Source organism: Bradyrhizobium sp. Mp19 (genome assembly GCF_029952935.1).
Lineage (GTDB): Bacteria > Pseudomonadota > Alphaproteobacteria > Rhizobiales > Xanthobacteraceae > Bradyrhizobium > Bradyrhizobium elkanii.
In genome coordinates, this window is the sequence record NZ_JASAUT010000003.1 from 229,788 (window position 1) to 249,158 (window position 19,371).

Consider the following 19,371-nt stretch of genomic DNA (forward strand, 5'->3'; position numbering starts at 1 on the left):
CCGGCTGAAGAGATGGCAGCGGCGGTTGGCGCGCGCTGCCAACCCCGACGGCAAGGACATGCACGAACTCTTTCTGTTTGGTCCTCACGGCTGATTGCTGGTTGCCTTGACGCATGCCCAATCGAGACCGCGGCAGATGTGATCCATCGCCACGCTGACGTCAGTCTGCCCACGCCGCGCATGTCGTGCGGCCGGATCACGCACAGAGCGATAACATGACAGCTCCTCGAGCGCGTCACGTCATCATCGTCGGCGGGGGCGCGAGCGGCGTCCTGCTGGCGCACCAGCTACTGCGTCAACCGACGGACGATGTCCGCGTCAGCCTGATCGAGCAGCGTCCCGACATCGGGCGCGGCATCGCCTATCATACCGGCAATCCGGATCATCTGCTCAATGTACGGGTCGCGAATATGAGCGCGCTGCCCGACCAGCCGGATCATTTCTGGCACTGGCTGATCTCGCGCGGGGCGGACGCGCCGCTCTGCCCTGATCCCTATTGCTTCGTGCCGCGGCGCATCTTTGGCGACTACATTGCCAGTCTGCTCGAGCAACAGGCGTCCGATCAGGCCGACATCCAACGCCTGTCGATCGTGCACGGCAGGTGCATCGCCCTCCGCGAACGGCGAGGCGACGTCACCGCCAGCCTCGACGACGGCCGGCAGCTGATCGGCGACATCGTCGTTCTCGCAACCGGGCACGATCCACGCGCGAACAGCCCGGGTCATGCCGATCCCTGGGCAGCACCGTCTGCCGCCGCGATCGCCGACGACGCGACCGTCCTGATCCTCGGCACGGGCTTGACGATGGTCGATTACGTGCTGTCGTTGCTGCGCGACGGACATCGCGGGCCGATCGTTGCGATGTCGCGGCGGGGCCTTCTCGCCAAACCGCACCGCCGGGTCGACGCCGTACGCATCGAGGAGGCGGAGGTCCCCTTCGGCTCCGGAATCGGCAGCCTGCTTCGCTGGCTTCGCGGCCGCATCGACCGGCACATCGCAGCGGGCGGCGACTGGCGCAGCGTCATCGACGGGCTTCGCCCCCACACCCAGCGGCTGTGGCGTGAGCTCCCGCTTTCGTCCAAGCGCCGGTTCCTCGAGCACGCACGCGCCTGGTGGGACGTGCATCGGCATCGGATGGCGCCGGAAGTGGAGGTCCGGATCACCGAAGCGATCTATGGAGGCCGGCTCACCCCGATGGCCGCGAAGCTGATCTCGGCCGAGCCCGACCGGACAGGCGCGAGCGTCAGTTACCGGCGACGCGGCGAGACCAGGCTCCATCGCATGCATGTCGGCGCCATCGTCGACTGCACCGGCATCGTCAAGGATCCGCGCGCAACCGCCAATCCCGCGGTGCGCAGCCTGCTCGAGCTTGGCCTGGCGCGCGTCGATCCGCTCCGCATCGGCATAGAAACCGATCGCAATTGCGCAATCATCGGTCACGACGGCGTCCCGTCACGTCGCCTGTATGCCGTCGGCCCGCTCACGCGCGCCGCGTTCTGGGAAATCAGCGCAATTCCCGACATCCGCAACCAATGCGCCGAGCTTGCCGCTCTGCTGGTTCGCGCCGACGAGGAGCGGCAACTCGCATCCCCCGCGCGCGTCTAGGACTTCGGCTCTGATTGAATCAGAACCGAAAATCCAGCCCTTTGTTCTGACGCGCTCTCTTCTTCACGCGAACCGGTGTCCACTTCGCTCGAAAATGCTCTAGCTGCTGCCGAAGCCGGCCGGAATGAACGCCGGCAGCTTCTCCTCGATGAAGTGCTTGACCTCCGGCGAGTTGAAGACCTGGATGAAGGCCTTCAGGCGCGGATCGTCCTTCTTGTCCGGCCGCGCGGTAAAGCGCAGCACGAGACCGTCATCGACCGTGCGGTCGATCACCAGCGCCGATTTCGGATCACCGCCGGCCGGTATCAGATAGGTGATATTGACGAGCGCAAGCGTAACGTCGTCGAGCGACCGGTAGGTCTGCGCCGGATCGAGCTCGACGATCTTCAGGTTCTTGGGATTTTCGATGATATCAAACCGGCTCACCGAAAAACCCTTGCCCGGCGCCAGCTTGATCAGTCCGGCGCGTTCGAGCAGGATCAAGCCACGCGCGCCGTTGAGCGGCTCGTTCGGGATCGCAACGCTGTCGCCGGACTTGATCTCGTCGAGCGACTTGATCTTCTTCGAGAACAGCCCGACGGGCGCGATCACGCCGACCTTGTCGACCTGGATCAGGTTGAAACCGCGCTGCTTGTTCTGGATCGCGAGATAGGTGGCGTGCTGGAACAGATTGGCGTCGACGTCGCCGCTGTTCACCACCTCGTTCAACGCGACCCAGTCCGACAGCTCGACGATCTTGACGTCCTGCCCCTTGTCCTTGGCGAGCTTGGCGGCAAAGGCAGCCAACTGACCGACCGGGCCGGCGCTGGTCGCAATCTTGAGAGGTTCGTCCGCAACGGCGGCCGCAGTCATGGCAAGCAGCACGCCAGCTGCCTGCGCCAGGCGCAACAATGTCTTCATGGTCTCGGTTTCAACTCCGTCTTCTGGGATCGATCAGGCCGCCTTGCGGCCGCTGCTTCCCGCCTCAGCCTCGGCCAATGCCTGGGTGATGTCAGCGAGGATGTCGTCGGGATGCTCGATGCCGACCGAAAGCCTGATGTAGCCGGGCGTCACGCCTGCCGCGAGCTGCTCCGCGGCGCTCAGCTGCTGATGGGTGGTCGATGCCGGGTGGATCGCCAGCGAGCGCGCATCGCCGATGTTGGCGACGTGATAGAACAGTTTCAGCGCATCGATGAAACGACGGCCGGCCTCGACGCCCCCTTTCAGCTCGAAGCCGACCAGCCCGCCATAGCCGCCCTTCAGATAGAGATCGGCGCGGCGCCGGTCCTCCCCGCTCTGCAGTCCGGGAAAGATCACATGCGAAACGGCGGGATGCCGTGCCAGGAAGTTCGCGACCTTGATCGCGTTCTCGTTGTGCTGACGCAACCGCAGCGGCAAGGTCTCCAGTCCCTGGATGAACTGAAATGCGTTCTGGGGAGCGACCGCGGCGCCGAGATCGCGCAGCAGCTTCACGCGTGCGCGCAGGATGTAGGCGATCGGACCGAGCGGCTTGGCTGCCTCGGTCCAGATCGCGCCGTGATAGGCATCGTCCGGCTGCGTCAGCAGCGGGAACCGCTCGGCGTGCGCCGCCCAGTCGAAATTGCCGCCATCGATGATCGCTCCGCCAATCGACGTGCCGTGGCCGCCGATATACTTTGTCGCGGAATAGACGACAATCGCCGCGCCGTGCTCGAACGGGCGCGCAATGAGCGGGACGGCGGTGTTGTCGAGAATCAGCGGCACGCCGAGCGAACGACCGATATCCGCGACTTCCCTGATCGGGAAGACGTTGAGCTTCGGGTTCGGCAGCGTCTCGGCGAAGTAGGCCCGGGTCTTCGCATCGGTCGCCCGGCGGAAGTTTTCCGGATCGGCCGGATCGACGAAGCGAACCTCGATGCCGAACTGCTTCAGCGTCTGCGACAGCAGCGTCCAGGTGCCGCCGTACAGATCGGTCGATGAGACGATATTGTCGCCGGCTTGCGCGATGTTGAAGATCGCGTAGGCCGTCGCCGACTGGCCTGACGCCACGGCCAGCGCGCCAACGCCGCCTTCCAGCGCGGCCAAGCGCTCCTCGAACGCGTCAGCCGTCGGGTTCTTGATCCTGGTGTAGATCTGTCCGATCGCCTCCAAGGCGAACAGCCGCGATGCGTGATCGGTATTCTCGAATTGAAAGGACGTCGTTTGGTAGATCGGAACGGCGACGGCGCCGGTCGCCGGGTCGGACCGGTACGATCCGCCATGCAAGGCAAGCGTCTCGACATTCTTGGTTTCGATCGGCATCTCGAAAATCTCCTGAAATCCGTGGACCCAGCATCAAAAGGCAAAGAATGATGCGCAGCAGCGTCCGCGACTGTCGAGACATCGGAGAAAATAGCGATGAGCGTGCTGGCGGCGCGTCTGATGGCGTCGCTAATTTTTCGGCCGTTGCGCCAATCGCGTAAGATTTGTTTCACTGCGCCGCCGGTTTGAACGGCTCAGCGGAGCTGATGGGCCATCTGCTGATCGCGCCTGCAAATCGGTACGCAATGTCGTGCATACCGTGATTTCGAACAGCACGACGAAGTCGAACAAACGAATCTCTGCTGCGCCAGATCGAAGACGAAGCACGATTTTGATCCTGTCTTTCCAAATAGAAAATAAAGCCGCGTAGCTGACGTGATAAATCACCTCTCAGTCCTCAATTGGCGGAATCGCGCGATGACCAGACCAAAGGAACTTCGTTTCAACGCGTTCAACATGATGGCGCCGAGCCACAACTGGGCCGGCCTCTGGTCACACCCGCGCGACACTTCACTTAACTACAACTCGCTCGACTATTGGGTGGACTACGCCAGAACGGCCGAACGCGGCCTGCTCGACGGCATCTTCCTGGCCGACGTCTTTGGCATCTATGACGTCTACGGCGGCAGTCCTGAGACTGCGCTGCGTCACGCCGTTCAGTTGCCGAACGCCGAGCCGACCCTGCTCGTCTCCGCCATGGCTTACGCAACGAGGCATCTCGGCTTCGGCATCACGTCCAACCTCACCTACGAACATCCCTACCAGTTCGCCCGCCGCTTCTCGACGCTCGATCATCTCACTCGCGGCCGGATCGGCTGGAACATCGTCACCGGCTATCTCGATAGCGGCGCCCGCGGAATGGGTCTTGAGGCCAACCGCGCGCATGATGAACGCTACGAGGCGGCCGAGGAATTCCTCACCGCGGCCTACAAGCTATGGGAAGGCAGCTGGGAGGACGGCGCGGTCCGCCGTGACCGGACAGCGCGCGTGTTCACCGATCCGGCAAGGATCCACAATGTGCGGCACCAGGGACCTCATTACCGGGTCGACGGCATCCACCTCGCCGAACCGTCGCCACAGCGCACACCGTTGCTGTATCAGGCGGGAACCTCGAAGCGCGGCCGCGCCTTCGCGGCGAGGCACGCTGAGGCGATCTTCCTCAACGGCCAGACCAAGCCCATTCTGGCCCGCGCCGTACGCGAGATCAGGGAGGCGGGCAAGGCGTTCGGACGCGACCCCTATGATATCCGCCTGTTCGCCGGAGCGACCGTGATCGTTGCCCCGACGCGCGCGGAGGCCAACGATCTGCTCGAGGAGTACGCAGGGTATGTCGATCAAGCCGGCCAGCTGGCCCTGCTCTCGGGCTGGACCGGCATCGATTTCTCGAACTATCGTCCCGATCAGGCGGTACGATATGTCGAGAGCAACGCGATCCAGTCGATGGTCGAGAATTTCACGTTGCGGAGCGACCGGCCGGTCAAGGTCGGTGATCTCGCGACGCTGAGCCGGGTCGGCGCACGCTCGCCATTCGTGGTCGGTTCACCCCAGGACGTGGCGGACGAGCTGATCGCCTGGGCCGACGAGACCGACGTCGACGGCTTCAACCTGTTCCGCCTCGTCGCGCCGGAATCGCTGACGTCATTCGTCGACCTCGTCGTGCCGGAATTGCAGTCACGCGGAGTCTACAAGACAGCCTATCGCGAAGGCACGCTCCGCGAGAAGCTGTTCCCCGGACGCGGTCCCTATCTTGACGCTACGCATCCCGGCGCCGGCTTCCGCCGCGCCTCGACGGCAGCGCGCACCGAGGCCGCCGAATAGATCAGCCTGGAAACCTCCTGGCGATGGGCGATCAACGCCCGTCACCAGGTTGCGATGTAGGTGCCCTTGAAGCGCTTCTCGAGGAATGCCTTGACCTCTTCGGAATGGTAGGCATCGATCAGCTGCTTGACCCAGGGCTTGTCCTTGTCCGCCTCGCGCACGGCAATGATGTTGACCCACGGGCCATCGGCCGCCTCGCGGGCAATTGCATCGGTGGCGGGATTGAGCCCGGCCTGAACCGCATAATTGTTGTTGATCGAGACCAGATCGACATCTTGCAAGGAACGCGGCAACTGCGCGGCATCAAGCTCGACGAAGCGCAGATGCTTCGGATTGTCAGTGATGTCGGCAATGGTCGACGCGACGTTATTGGGATCCTTGAGCTTGATCACGCCGTGCAGCGCAAGGATCATCAGGCCGCGCGCGCCATTGGAAGGATCGTTGGCGATCGCCACCCGCCCGCCATCCGGAAGATCGGCCAGCTTCTTGTATTTCAACGAGTAGACACCTTGCGGCGACGCAATCGTGTTGGCGACCTTGACGATCTTCCAGCCGGTCTTCGATATCTGGTTCTTCAAATAAGGCTCGTGCTGGAACGAATTGGCCTCGAGATCCCCGAGCGCGAGCGCCTGGTTCGGGATCACGTAGTCGGTGAATTCGACCACCTTGATGTCGAACCCATGGCCCGCAGCCACCTTCTTGACGACTTCGAGGATCTCGGCGTGTGGTCCGGCCGTGACGCCGACCCGGACCGTCTCGGCCCTCGCGGTGCCGACCAGGAGCGTTACCGCGGCAACCGCCGTCATCAGAATACGCATCATCTTCCCTCAGCGATTGGATCGTCGACTACCAGCCGGGCAGCACCGCGCCCTTGAACTTGGTCTGGACGAATTCCTTGATCTCGGGCGTGTGGTAGCTATCGACCAGGATCTTGACCCACGGCTTGTCCTTGTCGGCGGAGCGAACCGCAATCAGATTGACGTATGGCCCTTTCGGATCCTCGCGCAGGATCGGATCCTTGACCGGATTGAGACCAGCCTGCGTCGCATAGTTGGTGTTGATGACCGCCGCATCGACATCGTCGAGCGCCCGGGGCGCCTGGGCTGCGTCGACCTCGACGAATTTCAGCTTCCTGGGATTGTCGGTGATGTCGATAACAGTCGGCTTGAAGCCGACATCGCTCTTCAGCTTGATCGCGCCCTTGTCGCGCAGCAGAAGCAGCGCCCGGCCGCCATTGGTCGGATCATTGGGAATTGAGACCTTGGCTCCGTCAGGAACGTCGGCCCAGCTCTTGTGCTTGCGCGAATAGACACCGATCGGAAAATTGACCGTCAATCCCACCTGCTCGATCTTGTAGCCGCGATCGGCTTTCTGGTTGTCCAGGTAGGGCTGGTTCTGAAACGAGTTGGCCTGGATGTCGCCGGCATCGAGCGCGGCGTTCGGAACGACATAGTCGGAGAACTCGATGAGCTGAAGCTCGAGCCCGCTCTTCGCCGCGATCGGTTTCACGGCCTCGAGGATTTGTGCATGCGGCCCGGGCGTCACACCAATCTTGATCGTTTCTGCCGCGGCGGCGGTCGACCAGATCGCAACAACGCCTGCAAGTGCGAAAATGGATCGAAGCAACATCCTGGTCTCCATGGAACTGAAATCGTCATCAAGCTCATCGCCCGCTCCGGGGACGAAATCAATGAAATGAGAATCCAAATTTTCTCGCATGACGAGTTGCCACTGCTGCGGCCGCGAGGAAAAGAGAATGGAGGCGGCCGGGCATTTTGGCGCAGCGAGCGACCTATCTGCTGATCCCGGCCGCAACGCGCGCGCCAAAAATACTTTTTCTCGCTGACTTCGCTTGCAGAGAAAATTGCACTCGTTCGGGCGATTTCTCCGCGATTGCCTCCGGCGCTCTGATTGCACACAAATGACAACAGATCGAACCGGTTTAGGACGTCTCACCATGCCCATCTTTGCCCGCCCCATTCCGCCAGCGCAGGCCGCATCATCGGCGGCTGCGATGTCGCGCCGTCTTGCTGTCGCCGCCGTCGGGCTGCTTGCGATGACCTCGCTGGTTCGGCCTGCGGCGGCCGAGGAAATCCGGATCGGCTACCAGAAATCGTCGACGCTGACCGCGATCCTGAAGACCAACGGCGCACTGGAGAAGGCGTTGGCGCCGCTCGGCATCACCGTGTCATGGCACGAGTTCACCAGTGGCCTGCCGCTGCTCGAAGCCATCAATGTCGGCAGCATCGATTTCGGGGCCGACGTCGCCGACACCGTGCCGATCTTCGCCCAGGCCGCCGGCGCCAAGCTCGCTTACGTCGCGGAAGAGGCCGCCTCTCCATCGGCGCAGGCGATCCTGGTGCCGAAGGAATCCGCGATCAAGTCGCCGGCCGATCTCAAGGGCAAGAAGGTCGCGGTCACCAAGGGCGCAGGCAGCCACTTCCTGCTGCTGGCGGTACTTGCCAAGGCCGGACTGTCCTTCAAGGACATCACGCCGGCCTATCTGACGCCGGCGGATGGCCGCGCGGCGTTCGTCAGCGGCAATGTCGATGCCTGGGTCGCCTGGGATCCGTTCCTCAGCAGCGCGCAACGCCAGTCCGGCGCGCGCATCCTGACCGACGGCAGCGGCGGGCTCGCAAGCTACAAGCGCTACTATCTCGCGTCGGCCGCGTTCGCCGAAAAGCGGGCCGATGCACTGAATGTCATCTTTGCCAGGCTGGTCGAAACCGGCACCTGGGTCAAAGCCAATCCCAAAGACGCCGCGGCGCTGCTCGCCGGCCTGTGGGGCATCGACGCCACCACGGTGGAGGAGGCCAACAGCCATCGCTCCTACAAGGTCGGCGTGGTCACCCCGGCCGGCCTTTCCGAGCAGCAGCGGATCGCCGATACTTTCACGGCCGAAGGTCTGCTGCCACGCAAGGTCGATACCGGCGACGTCAAGATCTGGGCGCCGAAGGGATCGTGACGGCGCTGCGTCTTTAGCGGTGGCGCAGGCGACGGTTGACGCGGCGTGCCAGGTAGTCGCCGGCGGTCTGTACGGTCTGAACCAGTGCGATCAAAACGACGACGACCGCAAGCATCATTTCGGGCATGAAGCGCTGATAGCCGTAGCGAATGCCGAGATCGCCGAGGCCGCCGCCGCCGACGGCCCCGACCATTGCAGAGTAGCCAAGCAGGCTGACCACCGCGAGCGTCAGGGCCAGCACCAGGCCCGGCAAAGCCTCCGGGATCAGGACCTTGAACACGATCTGCAACGGGCTTGCACCGAACGAGGACGCCGTCTCGATCAGACCGGCATCGACCTCGCGGATCGCGGCCTCGACCAGACGGGCGATGAACGGCGTTGCCGCGATGGTGAGCGGCACAATTGCCGCGCCCGATCCGATCGAAGTGCCGGCAATCAGCCGCGTGAAAGGAATGATCGCAACCACCAGGATGATGAACGGCGTTGAGCGGGCCGCATTGACGATGACGCCGAGCACGCCATTGGCTGACGGCGCGGCGAACAGCTCCCCTTTCCGGCTGGTCGCCAGGAAAACGCCAAGCGGAAGGCCCAGCGCGGTCGCAACCAGCGCGGCCACCGAGACCATGAAAAGGCTTTCCCCCGTGGCCTGAACGATCAGGTTGATGAGTTCACGCGACATAGCCGAGACGCTCCACCAGAATGTCATGCTGAGAAAGATAGGCCAGGGCCTGCCTGGCCGCGGCTTCACCGCCGGGGATGCCGAGGATTAGCGAACCCACGTGCTGGCCGCCGATCTCGTCGATGCGGGCCGACAGCAGCGCCACGTCATGGGACAACTCGCGCGAAAGCCGCGCCACCACGGTGTCGCCGGCTTCGGTGCCGCGCACCTGCACGCGAAGGACCGCCTGCCCGCCTGCAACCGGTTGCGGCGAAAGGCGGCTCGCCAGCGAGACCGGAACACTGTCCCCGATCACCTCGGAAAGGAACGCCTGCGTGACCGGATGCCGGGGATGCGTGAAGATCTCCGCGACATGACCTCGCTCGACGACCTGGCCGCCGTCGATCACCGCAACCTCCTTGGCGAGCTGGCGGACAACCGACATCTCGTGGGTGATCAGCACGATCGTGACCCCGAGCTCGCGATTGATGTTGGCCAGCAGATCCAGAATCGCACGCGTGGTCTGCGGATCGAGCGCCGACGTCGCCTCGTCGGACAGCAGCACATTCGGCCGTGTCGCCAGCGCGCGGGCGATGCCGATGCGCTGTTTCTGGCCGCCGGACAATTCGGACGGATAGCGATCGTACTTGTCGGCAATGCCGACGAGCTCGAGCAGCTCGGCCACACGGACGGCGATGTCAGCCCTGGACCAGCCGGCGATCTCGAGCGGCAAGGCGATATTGTCCGCCGCCGTCCGCGACGACAACAGGTTGAAGTGCTGGAAGATCATGCCGATCGAGCGCTGCGCCAGACGGAGCTCGCGGCCGGCAAGCGCCGAGATCTCGCTGTTATCGACGACGACGCGGCCGCTCGACGGCTTCTCAAGCCCGTTGATGAGACGGACGAGGCTCGATTTGCCGGCGCCGGAGCGACCGATCACGCCGGTGATCGAGCCACGCGGGATCGCGAAGTCGATCGCCTGCAGGGCATGCACGCTCGGCTTGTCGCGATAGGCCGGATAGACCTTCGAGACCGCCTCGAAGCGGATCATGGCTTCGCTCGCGTTGGGAGCGAGCGGAATGGGCGGCAGCGGCGCAACAGGCTGCGCCGTCGTCAGGGATTGATGTATATTCATTCGGTCGGTCCAATTGGGAAATGGCTTCGGTCGCCGGGCGCAGCCCGGCTCAATGACCAAAGAGCAGATAGCTGCGGTCGATGCCGCGGAGATCGCGCGTCTCGTCGGTCCAGCCGACCGCGCGGCGGTAACTGCCCAACGCAGCAGTCTGCCGCAGCGCGACCACATCGGTCGGGCGAGGCTCCTCCGCATAAGGCGACACGTAAAGCGCGTCCTCGGGACAATACAATTCGCAGAGGAAACAGGTCTGGCAATCGCCCTGACGGGCGATCACCGGAATCCCCTCCGTCTTGTCGAAGACATTGGTGGGGCAGACATTCACGCAGATGTCGCAGGACGTGCAGCGCTCGGCGTCGATCACCTCGATCATTCCGCGGCCTCTGCATAGCTGGCCTCGGCATGCGGCCGCACCGTGGTCCAGACCTCGTCAAGGCCGCCGCTCGTCACGTAATGGCGTTGGCGGTCGTCCTGATCGGGATAGTCGTCGCGGCGATGCATGCCGCGGCTTTCGTGACGCGCCAGCGCGCTGCGGTACATCCAGCGCGACGTCGCCAGCATGGCCGCGCTCTCGCGGGCACGCAGCAGATCGTCCTTGCTCGCCGCATCGGCCGCCGAGGCGTCGGACCATTCCGCATCGAGCCGCGCCAGCGCGCCTTCGAGACGCGAGGCGTGCCGGAAATAGTTCAGCTCATACGGATAGACCTCGTTCTGGACCGCCTTTGCCAGCGCGGCCGGCTCAAACGCGCGACCCGCTCTGCTTCGAAACGCGACGGTACCGGCGGACGCCAGCCGTCGCTGACGTACCGGGCCCAGCTGCCTTGCATAGCCGGCAGCGCCCCATCCGGCCCAGGTCCCCGATGACATCGCCCAGGCGGCATTGTGGCTGCCGCCGCCGGTGAAGCCGCCGCAGATCAATTCGCGCGTCGCTGCATCACCGGCGGCGTAGAGTCCCGGCACGCTGGTGGCGCAGCTGTCGTCGACAATGCGAAGGCCGCCGGTGCCGCGCACGGTGCCTTCGAGCCGCAAGGTGACGGGGAAACGCTCCCTGAAGGGATCGATGTCGGTGCGATCGAACGGCAGGAAGAAATTCGGCTGCGACGCGCGCATGTGACGCTGCACAGCGTCGTCCGCCTTGTCGAGGCGGGCATAGACCGGTCCCTGAAGCAGCGCGCGCGCAATCGCCGATCGCCCGCCCTTGGATGCCGCACCGGGAACGACGCTGCCGTCCTCATAGCTGAAGGTCGCCCAGCCGTAGAACAGCGTCTTGGTCACGGAGCCGAACGCCGGCGAGATCGCATAAGGGTTGGAGAATTCCATGCTGCTGAACTCGGCCCCGACCTCCGCGGCCATCAGATAGCCGTCCCCGGTCAGCACATTCGATCCCAGCGTCTTGCTCAGGAACGCGCAGCCGCCGGTCGCGATGACGACAGCCTTGGCGCGCACTATCCAGCGATCGTGCTTCTGGCGGCGCACGCCGCCGGCTCCCGCAACCGAGCCGTCGTCATCCACCAGCAGCTCAAGCGCCGGACTGTGATCGAGAATGGTGACGCCGGCCTGCTTGGTGCGCTTGCGCATCAGGCGCATGTATTCCGGCCCTTGCAGCGAATTGCGCTGCGACTTGCCACCGTCGTCGACCGGGTAAGGGTAACCCCAGGCAGCCAGACGATCGCTGTCCTCGTAGGTCTGGTCGAGCACGCGCGCCATCCAGCGGCGATCCTGCAAGTACCCGCCCATCTTTTCGCGATTGGCCATCGCGGCCTCGCGCATTGCCGGATTGGGATCGACATACCAGACGCCGGTGCCGGCAGCCGCGGTGGCACCCGACGTGCCGCAAAATCCCTTGTCGGCGAGCACGACGCGTGCGCCGCGCTCGGCGGCGCTCACCGCAGCCCACGTCCCCGCCGGCCCGCCGCCGATCACCAGCACGTCAGCGTCGAATTCGACCGAGCCGCCTGGCACAGTTCGCTGTTCGGCGCGTCGCTCGTGGACTGTCATCGCTCAATTCTCCGAGCGGCACCGATTGCTTGCAATGCGCCGCAACAGCATCGTTACGCGAGTAGGCTTCGCTGGCAATTTCAGATATTTGCACAGACTTGGACGAAGCTTCCCCTGCCGCTGCGCGCCAAAGAATATTCATGCGGCGACGGGCGGGACGTTCCGTTCATCGCAGAAGATCGACACCGGATTTGTCCGCAGATCGCACGGGAGAGACGGATATTTCTTTTTGCATGGAGGCGCCGGCCGTTCGTTTTCATGCGGCCAGACAGGCGATATTTCGTGAATCGTCTCACCTCAATGCGTGGCAGCCATGTCCGATCGTCAGCTTCACCTCAATGTCAACCTATTGCACTCCGGCGTCTATGCGTCGGCGTGGCGGCTGCCCGAAAGCGATCCTCGCGCCTGCTTCGACGTCGGCCATTATGTGCGCGTGGCTGAGATCGCCGAGCGCGGCAAGCTCGATGCGATCTTCCTTGCCGACACACCGGCGATCACCGACCGCATCGACTACCGCTCCTTCACGTCGATGGAACCGACGATCGTGCTGGCGTCGGTGGCCGCGGCGACCAGCCATGTCGGGCTGATCGCGACCGCCTCGACCACCTACAACGAGCCCTACAACATCGCGCGTCGCTTCGCGACCCTGGACCTGGCGAGCGGCGGCCGCGCCGGCTGGAATGCGGTAACCACGGCCGACGCGTCGGCCAGCCGAAATTTCGGCCTCAGCAACGTGCTGGAGCACAAGGCCCGCTATGAGCGCGCCAAGGAGTTCGCCGAGGTCGTCCACGCACTGTGGGACAGTTGGGAGGACGACGCCTTCGTCGGCGACAAGTCCTCGGCGCGATTTGTCGATACGTCGAAGGTTCATCCGATCGCGCATCGCGGCGCCCATTACTCCGTGGCCGGCCCGCTCAACGTGCCGCGTTCGCCGCAGGGCCGCCCGGTGACCGTGCAGGCCGGCGGCTCGAGCGACGGCCGCGATCTCGCTGCCGCGCAGGCCGAAGCCGTGTTCACGCTGGCCCAGACGATCGAGGAAGGCGTCGCCTATGCGCGCGACCTGCGCGCCCGCGCCGCGGCCTACGGTCGCGCCGGTGACTCCATCGTCATCCTGCCGGGCCTTGCCACCGTGATCGGCAGCACCGAGGCCGAGGCGAAACGGCGGCACGATGAGCTGTGGGAGCTGGTTCCGATCGAGTACAGCCTCGCGCGTCTCGCGGGCACATTGCAGGTCGATCCGGCGATCCTAGAGCTCGACAAGCCGCTACCCGATCCACTCCCACTGCCGGCCAACGCCAACCACACCATGTTCCAGGGCACGGTGAACCTTGCGCGCCGCGGCAACCTCACCGTCCGGCAATTGTTGCGGGCACTCGGCGGTGGGGTCGGACACCGGATCATCGTCGGCACGCCCGAGCAGATCGCCAACGACATCGAGGCCTGGTTCAAGGCTGGCGCGGCCGACGGATTCAATCTGATGCCCGACGTGTTGCCGACGGGGCTCGAAATCTTCGTCGACAGCGTGGTGCCGATCCTGCAGCGCCGCGGTCTGTTCCGAACCAATTACGCCGGCACCACCTTGCGTGAGCATTTTGGCTTGCCTCGGCCGATCAGCCGCTTTGCGCGTCAGACGGAAACCGCCGCAACCGCGTGACGCAGCTATCGCGAACCCGCCAGCAGTGCTCTCGTATCATTTGCAACAGATGACGCTGCGCGGACGCGCGGGATGATCTCCTTCGCAAAGCGCTCCATCTCGGCCTCGAAAGGCTGGAACTGCAGCATGAACAACTCGATGCCCGCGGCATGGAACGCCTCGATCCGGGCGGCCACGTCATCATAGCTGCCGACCAGCCCGGCAGCGGTCCCGCCGTTGCTGCCGACCCGCTCCGACTTCTGCATGGTCTGCATCATCACGACCTTCGGATCGGTGTTCTGCCGCTGGATCGCCTTAATCGAGGCGTCCTGCCGCGACAGCTCCAGCAGCCGCTCATAGGCGGCCTGGGCCTCGGCCTGCGTCTGGCGCGCGATGACGAAGGCGGACAGCCCGAAGCGAAGCGGCGCCGAGGTCCGTGGCCGCGCCGCCACGTCGGCAATGAGGCCCGCGACATCCTCGAGCGGCTGACCGTTGATGAACCAGACGTCGCCGTGGTCGGCGACCAAAGCGCGCGCCGGCTCGGACTCGCCGCCGACATAGATCAATGGTCGCGGTCGGTAGAGGCTCGTCGGCCGCAACAGATAATCGCGGACGTCGAAATGTTCGCCCTTGTAGGTCAACCGCTCGCCCTGCATCAGGCGCGAGACGATCGTGACCCACTCGCGGCCATAGGCGTAACGGGCATCGTGCTCGGCAAAGCCGATGCCGGCCTTGTCGAGCTCGGGCCGGTTCCAGGCATTGACCAGGTTGATCGCGAAGCGTCCGCGGCTGATGTTCTCGATCCCGAGCGCAAGCTTGGCCAGAACCACCGGGTGGTAGAGATAGGGTTTGATGGCCGCGATGATCTCGATCCGGCTGGTCAATGCCGCAACGGCCGCCGCCGCGCTCCAGGCCTCGAGCTGATCGAAATCCTCCTGATGCGGATTGATGGTGTGCTGCGCGATCAGCGTGGAATCGTAGCCCAGCGCTTCGGCGGCAAGCACGAGGTCGCGATTGCGCTCCCACGATGCGTCATACGGCTCCTCCGGATCCTGATAGGCCGCGCGCGAACCATGGACCAGCGCCCAGATGCCAAAGCGAAGCGGTCGTGTCGACATTCCGTCTCTCCGATTTCCCTGACGTTGCGTCGGCGTGTTTTCAAAGAAGCACGGCGGCAGATCAAGCAGCGGCGCATCAAAAGATTATCCTTGCCGCGCGGCGCGCGCCGATGAACCAGAAAACTCCGGACGCAGCGACAATTGGAATACGGCTCTATTTCTGTTCGAGAAAATTCGTGGGACAGTTTGCGTCGCATGAGCCGCGCGCCCTTTCGAACGACGACGAACCGTCAATCGAGAGAACGGCAGACCATGCCGCGCGCGATCAATGACGTCCGCGCGCCGTGTTGGATGAGGACCGAACAGACTTGAGCAACCTCGAACAGGCTGCGCCATCAACCGCGTTTGATTCAACGCCGCGCAGCGATCAAACCGCATCGCCGTCCCGGAAGCCACGAGTAGAGATCGGCCGGCGCGGCATGCTGCTGCTGTCGTGGCTCGCCCCGGTCGTGCTTCTGATCGTCTGGGAATTGCTGGCGCAGGCCGGCTGGCTCTCGCCGCAGGTGCTGCCGGCACCGAGCAAGGTCGTCCGGACGGCATTCAAGCTGGCGACGTCCGGAAGCCTGCTGAACGATCTCGGCGTCAGCCTGCTGCGCGCAACGGCCGGTTTTGCGATCGGCGGCAGCGTCGGATTCGCGCTCGGCATCCTCGTGGGCTTCTCGCGGATCGCGGAGGCCGCGATCGACCGCAGCATCCAGATGATCCGCGCGATCCCGTTTCTCGCCGCGCTGCCGCTGGTGATCGTCTGGCTCGGCGTCGGCGAAGCCCAGAAGGTCTTCCTGGTCGCGCTCGGCGTCGCCTTCCCGATCTACATCAACACCACGCTGGGTATCCGGCAGGTCGACCCGAAGCTGCTCGAGCTCGGCCGCGTCCAGGGCCTCGGAACGCTCGAGCTGATCCGGCGCGTCATCCTGCCCGGCGCCCTGCCCTCGATCCTGACCGGTGTGCGCTATGCGCTGGCGACCGCGTGGCTGGCACTGGTGGTCGCAGAGACCATCGGCGCCCAGTCCGGCATCGGCTTTCTCGCCATGGATGCACGCGAGTTCCTGCGCACCGACGTGATCGTGCTGACGATCGTGATCTATGCGCTGATCGGTGTCGCCGCCGACGGCATCGCGCGCGCCCTGGAGCGACGGCTATTGGCCTGGCATCCGAACTATGGAGGCGCACGATGACGTTGCACGCCGTGCCCTCACCGGCCGCGATTGCGCCGGCCGTCGTGGTGACGGGACTGCATCGCGCCTATGGCAGCCGCGTGGTGATCGAGAACCTCAACCTGCGCATCGAGCGCGGCGAGTTCGTCGTCCTGCTCGGCGAAAGCGGGTGCGGCAAGACCACGCTGCTGCGGGCGCTGGCCGGCCTCGATGCGATCGACGGCGGGCGCATCATCGCACCACGGCGGCCGGCCGTCGTTTTCCAGGAGCATCGGCTGCTGCCGTGGGACAGTCTGTGGCGCAACGTCTCGCTCGGCCTCAATGCGAGCGACGCCCGTCAGCGCGCCGCCACCGCGCTCACCGAGGTCGGACTCGGCGGCCGTCTCGATGACTGGCCGCGCAACCTCTCGGGCGGACAGGCGCAGCGCGTGGCGCTGGCGCGCGCGCTGGTGCAGGAGCCCGAGCTGCTCTTGCTCGATGAGCCCTTTGCCGCGCTCGACGCGCTGACCCGCATTCGCATGCACGATCTGGTGCGCGAGCTGGTCGCCGTCCATCGGCCCGGCGTTCTCCTGGTCACCCACGACGTCGACGAGGCGATCGCGCTCGCCGACCGCATCCTGGTGATGCGCGAGGGCCGGATCGCGTTCGAGCATCGCATGAAACGTAACGGCGCAGCGCCGATCGCCCGCACCGACCTGCTGGCGGAGCTCGGCGTCGGCGCCTCTCACCCCATTCCTGCCTGAGGACCACTCGATGTCTATCCTACGGTTCACCAACCCCACCCGTCGCAGCTTCCTTGGCGGCGCCGCCTTCGGCGTCGGCGCGCTTGCCGGCTTTGACCTGTCCGAGCCGGCGCATGCGGCGACCGGCCGCGTCACCGACACGGTGCGTCTGACCTGGGGTTTGAGCGGCCTCAATCTGATCGCCAAGGAGCGCGGCGAGTTCGAGAAGCTGCTGGCCAGGGACGGCATCAAGGTCGAGTGGCTCGGGCCGTTCCCCAATCATGCACCGACGCTGCAGGCTGTGACCGGCGGCAGCGCCGATTTCAGCTTCGGCGGCAGCACGACGCCGGCACTCGCCGCGATCATCGCCGGCTCGCCGCTGGTGTTCACGCAATTCGTGGTCTACGAGCCGCGCACCACTGCGATCATTGCGCGGGATGACTCCGGCATAAACAAGGTCGAGGATCTCGTCGGCAAGTCGGTGGCGGTGAACCGTTCGGGTCTCGGCGAATTCCTGCTGGTTGCGGCGCTCGAGAAGCACAAGGTCGACCGCTCCAAGGTGACGTTCGTCTATCTCAACCCGCCGGACGCAGCGCCGGCGCTGGCCTCCGGGAAGGTCGACGCCTGGTCGATGTGGAGCCCGGGCGTCGATATCGCGCGGCTCGAATACAAGGCGCACGACATCTTCCTGGAAGGTCGCGATCTCGAGTTCCAGATCGACTACACGTCCTACCTGACCACCCGAAAATTCGCGACCGACAATCCTGCGCTGGTCCGGGCCGTCAACGATGCCTTCCGCGCCGAGGGCAAGTGGATCTCCGCGAACAGCAAGGATGCCGAATACATCGCGCAAAAGGCCGGCAAATACAGCGACCAGGTCCGCGACCAGTTCATCGCGCTGAACCGGCAGTATCGCTACTTCGCCGCCAACGACGAAAACTTCCTCGCCGAGCTGCAACGGGCCGCCGACTGGCTGGTCGCGCGCAAGGTGCTCCCGGAGCCGATCAAGGTCACCGACCATTTGGCCCAGGTCTGATCAACAACCGTCCGACTAATCAACGCGCTTCGAGTGACACCAATGAACAAGCCTTTATCCGCTACCTCGCTGGAGCCTTCCGACCGCCTCCGCAGCCACGCGCCCGATATCGACGCGCTGCTTGGCCGCATCGCGGAAGGCGCCGCCGACCGCGAACGCGAGCGCGTCCTGCCGTTCGCGCAAGTCGATCTCATTCGCAAGGCCCGCCTCGGCGCGTTGCGGCTTCCGACCGAATCCGGCGGCGCGGGTCTGTCGATTCGCGCATTGTTCGAGATCGTCATCGGTCTCGGCGAGGCCGACGCCAATGTCGCGCATATCCTGCGCAACCATTTCAGCGTCGTCGAACGCCTGGTGCGCCGGCCGAAGGACGATCAGCACAGGCAGTGGCAGAAGGCAGTCGCCGACGGCGCGATCATCGGGCTTGCGGCGACCGAACTCGACACGCCGAAGGTCGGCAACGTCACGCCGAACACGACACTCACTGCCGACGGCGACGACTATTTGCTCAACGGCACGAAGTACTACAGCACCGGCACGCTGTATTCGGACTACGTCCTCGTTCGCACCGCCGACGCATCCGCCACCAATGCCGCCGTGCTGATTCCGGTCAACCGCGAAGGCATTGAGCTCATCGATGACTGGGACGGCCTCGGGCAACGATTGACGGCGACCGGCACCACTCACTTCCGCAGCGTGCGCGTCAAGCGCCAGGAGGTCGTGTTCGATGCACCGGACACCGGCTATGGCATTCCCTACTCCAACACATTTGCCCAGCTCTTCCTGACCGCGATCAATGCCGGCATCGCGCGCGCCGTGCTGCGCGACGCCAGCGCCCTGGTGCGGACCCGCAAGCGAACGTTCTATTACGCGCCGAGCGAGGTTCCGGCGGACGACCCGCTGCTGCAACAGACCGTCGGCCAGATCGCCAGCGGCGCGTTCGCCGCCGAGACCGTGGTACTTGCGGCCGCGGAGGCGCTCGATGCCGCCACCGACGCTTTCGATGCAGGCGACGAAAACGCCGTCGATGCCGCGCACAGGGCGGCGCTGCTGTCGGCCAAGGCCAAGATCGTTGCGGACGAATTCGCGATCCGGAGCGGCAGCCTGCTGTTCGACGTCGGCGGTGCATCGGCCACCAAGAAGGCGACCAATTTCGACCGCCACTGGCGCAACGCGCGCACGCTGGCGTCGCACAATCCAAACACCTTCAAGGCGCGCTCGATCGGACAATACGAGATCAGCGGCACGCCGCTACCCGCCAAGGGCTTCTTCTAGAG

At 64.7% G+C, this 19,371-nt stretch carries 19 protein-coding genes; 9 read left to right on the forward strand and 10 right to left on the reverse strand.

Annotated elements, in window-relative coordinates:
• The first annotated feature begins 215 nt into the window (after positions 1-215).
• On the forward strand, positions 216-1,604 hold the full coding sequence (locus tag QJT82_RS06055; RefSeq protein ID WP_028338462.1) for an FAD/NAD(P)-binding protein: 1,389 nt from the start codon (positions 216-218) through the stop codon (positions 1,602-1,604).
• A gap of 99 nt (positions 1,605-1,703) precedes the next feature.
• Here QJT82_RS06055 and QJT82_RS06060 read toward each other — a convergent pair whose 3' ends face one another.
• The 3 genes from QJT82_RS06060 to QJT82_RS06070 form a co-directional block, all read right to left on the reverse strand.
• On the reverse strand, positions 1,704-2,504 hold the full coding sequence (locus QJT82_RS06060; protein ID WP_035630819.1) for a MetQ/NlpA family ABC transporter substrate-binding protein: 801 nt from the start codon (positions 2,502-2,504) through the stop codon (positions 1,704-1,706).
• A gap of 33 nt (positions 2,505-2,537) precedes the next feature.
• Complete coding sequence (locus tag QJT82_RS06065) at positions 2,538-3,863, reverse strand: PLP-dependent transferase (RefSeq protein WP_028338461.1); 1,326 nt, start codon at positions 3,861-3,863, stop codon at positions 2,538-2,540.
• Between the two features lie 129 nt (positions 3,864-3,992).
• Complete coding sequence (locus QJT82_RS06070) at positions 3,993-4,250, reverse strand: hypothetical protein (RefSeq protein WP_155258326.1); 258 nt, start codon at positions 4,248-4,250, stop codon at positions 3,993-3,995.
• Positions 4,251-4,280: 30 nt separating this feature from the next.
• Here QJT82_RS06070 and QJT82_RS06075 point away from each other — a divergent pair, with 30 nt between their 5' ends.
• Positions 4,281-5,681 (forward strand): LLM class flavin-dependent oxidoreductase, encoded by a 1,401-nt coding sequence (locus QJT82_RS06075; protein WP_028338460.1) that lies wholly within the window; start codon positions 4,281-4,283, stop codon positions 5,679-5,681.
• A 41-nt stretch (positions 5,682-5,722) separates the two neighbouring features.
• Here the strand turns inward: QJT82_RS06075 and QJT82_RS06080 are convergent, their stop codons facing one another.
• Both QJT82_RS06080 and QJT82_RS06085 read right to left on the reverse strand, forming a co-directional pair.
• Entirely contained in the window at positions 5,723-6,499 is a 777-nt protein-coding gene (locus tag QJT82_RS06080; protein ID WP_028338459.1) for a MetQ/NlpA family ABC transporter substrate-binding protein, read from the reverse strand.
• A gap of 28 nt (positions 6,500-6,527) precedes the next feature.
• On the reverse strand, positions 6,528-7,322 hold the full coding sequence (locus QJT82_RS06085) for a MetQ/NlpA family ABC transporter substrate-binding protein (protein ID WP_028338458.1): 795 nt from the start codon (positions 7,320-7,322) through the stop codon (positions 6,528-6,530).
• Positions 7,323-7,638: 316 nt separating this feature from the next.
• On the opposite strand from QJT82_RS06085, the gene QJT82_RS06090 reads away from it, so the two are divergent.
• On the forward strand, positions 7,639-8,646 hold the full coding sequence (locus QJT82_RS06090; RefSeq protein ID WP_028338457.1) for an aliphatic sulfonate ABC transporter substrate-binding protein: 1,008 nt from the start codon (positions 7,639-7,641) through the stop codon (positions 8,644-8,646).
• Between the two features lie 13 nt (positions 8,647-8,659).
• Here QJT82_RS06090 and QJT82_RS06095 read toward each other — a convergent pair whose 3' ends face one another.
• From QJT82_RS06095 to QJT82_RS06110, 4 genes are read right to left on the reverse strand one after another with little or no spacing between them, the layout of a single operon-like run.
• The gene (locus tag QJT82_RS06095) at positions 8,660-9,325 is read right to left on the reverse strand and encodes a methionine ABC transporter permease (protein WP_038382360.1); all 666 of its coding nucleotides are present in this window, start codon (positions 9,323-9,325) and stop codon (positions 8,660-8,662) included.
• Complete coding sequence (locus QJT82_RS06100) at positions 9,315-10,439, reverse strand: methionine ABC transporter ATP-binding protein (protein WP_028338455.1); 1,125 nt, start codon at positions 10,437-10,439, stop codon at positions 9,315-9,317. Before QJT82_RS06100 ends, QJT82_RS06095 begins: the two co-directional genes overlap by 11 nt.
• A 49-nt stretch (positions 10,440-10,488) precedes the next feature.
• Positions 10,489-10,809, reverse strand: a complete 321-nt coding sequence (locus QJT82_RS06105) for a ferredoxin family protein (RefSeq protein ID WP_016840109.1) — start codon at positions 10,807-10,809, stop codon at positions 10,489-10,491.
• A complete protein-coding gene (locus QJT82_RS06110; protein ID WP_028338454.1) occupies positions 10,806-12,434 on the reverse strand; it encodes an FAD-binding protein in 1,629 nt (542 codons plus the stop codon). The genes QJT82_RS06105 and QJT82_RS06110 overlap by 4 nt, the downstream gene beginning before the upstream one ends.
• Before the next feature lie 313 nt (positions 12,435-12,747).
• Between QJT82_RS06110 and QJT82_RS06115 the strand changes: the two genes are divergently transcribed.
• A complete protein-coding gene (locus QJT82_RS06115; protein ID WP_028338453.1) occupies positions 12,748-14,088 on the forward strand; it encodes an LLM class flavin-dependent oxidoreductase in 1,341 nt (446 codons plus the stop codon).
• A gap of 5 nt (positions 14,089-14,093) precedes the next feature.
• Here QJT82_RS06115 and QJT82_RS06120 read toward each other — a convergent pair whose 3' ends face one another.
• Positions 14,094-15,185, reverse strand: coding sequence for an LLM class flavin-dependent oxidoreductase (locus QJT82_RS06120; RefSeq protein WP_028338452.1), 1,092 nt, complete (start codon positions 15,183-15,185; stop codon positions 14,094-14,096).
• Here QJT82_RS06120 and QJT82_RS06125 point away from each other — a divergent pair.
• From QJT82_RS06125 to QJT82_RS06145, 5 genes are all read left to right on the forward strand, one after another.
• On the forward strand, positions 15,176-15,457 hold the full coding sequence (locus QJT82_RS06125; RefSeq protein WP_155258325.1) for a hypothetical protein: 282 nt from the start codon (positions 15,176-15,178) through the stop codon (positions 15,455-15,457). The two genes, QJT82_RS06120 and QJT82_RS06125, sit on opposite strands and share 10 nt — an antisense overlap.
• Positions 15,458-15,604: 147 nt before the next feature.
• Positions 15,605-16,360 carry an ABC transporter permease subunit gene (locus QJT82_RS06130; RefSeq protein WP_085970476.1) on the forward strand — a complete coding sequence of 252 codons (756 nt, stop codon included), beginning with the start codon at positions 15,605-15,607 and terminating at the stop codon, positions 16,358-16,360.
• On the forward strand, positions 16,357-17,082 hold the full coding sequence (locus QJT82_RS06135) for an ABC transporter ATP-binding protein (protein WP_028338450.1): 726 nt from the start codon (positions 16,357-16,359) through the stop codon (positions 17,080-17,082). The genes QJT82_RS06130 and QJT82_RS06135 overlap by 4 nt, the downstream gene beginning before the upstream one ends.
• A 10-nt stretch (positions 17,083-17,092) precedes the next feature.
• Complete coding sequence (locus QJT82_RS06140) at positions 17,093-18,097, forward strand: NrtA/SsuA/CpmA family ABC transporter substrate-binding protein (RefSeq protein ID WP_028338449.1); 1,005 nt, start codon at positions 17,093-17,095, stop codon at positions 18,095-18,097.
• Positions 18,098-18,139: 42 nt separating this feature from the next.
• Positions 18,140-19,369, forward strand: coding sequence for an acyl-CoA dehydrogenase family protein (locus QJT82_RS06145; protein WP_028338448.1), 1,230 nt, complete (start codon positions 18,140-18,142; stop codon positions 19,367-19,369).
• Positions 19,370-19,371: the final 2 nt, after the last annotated feature.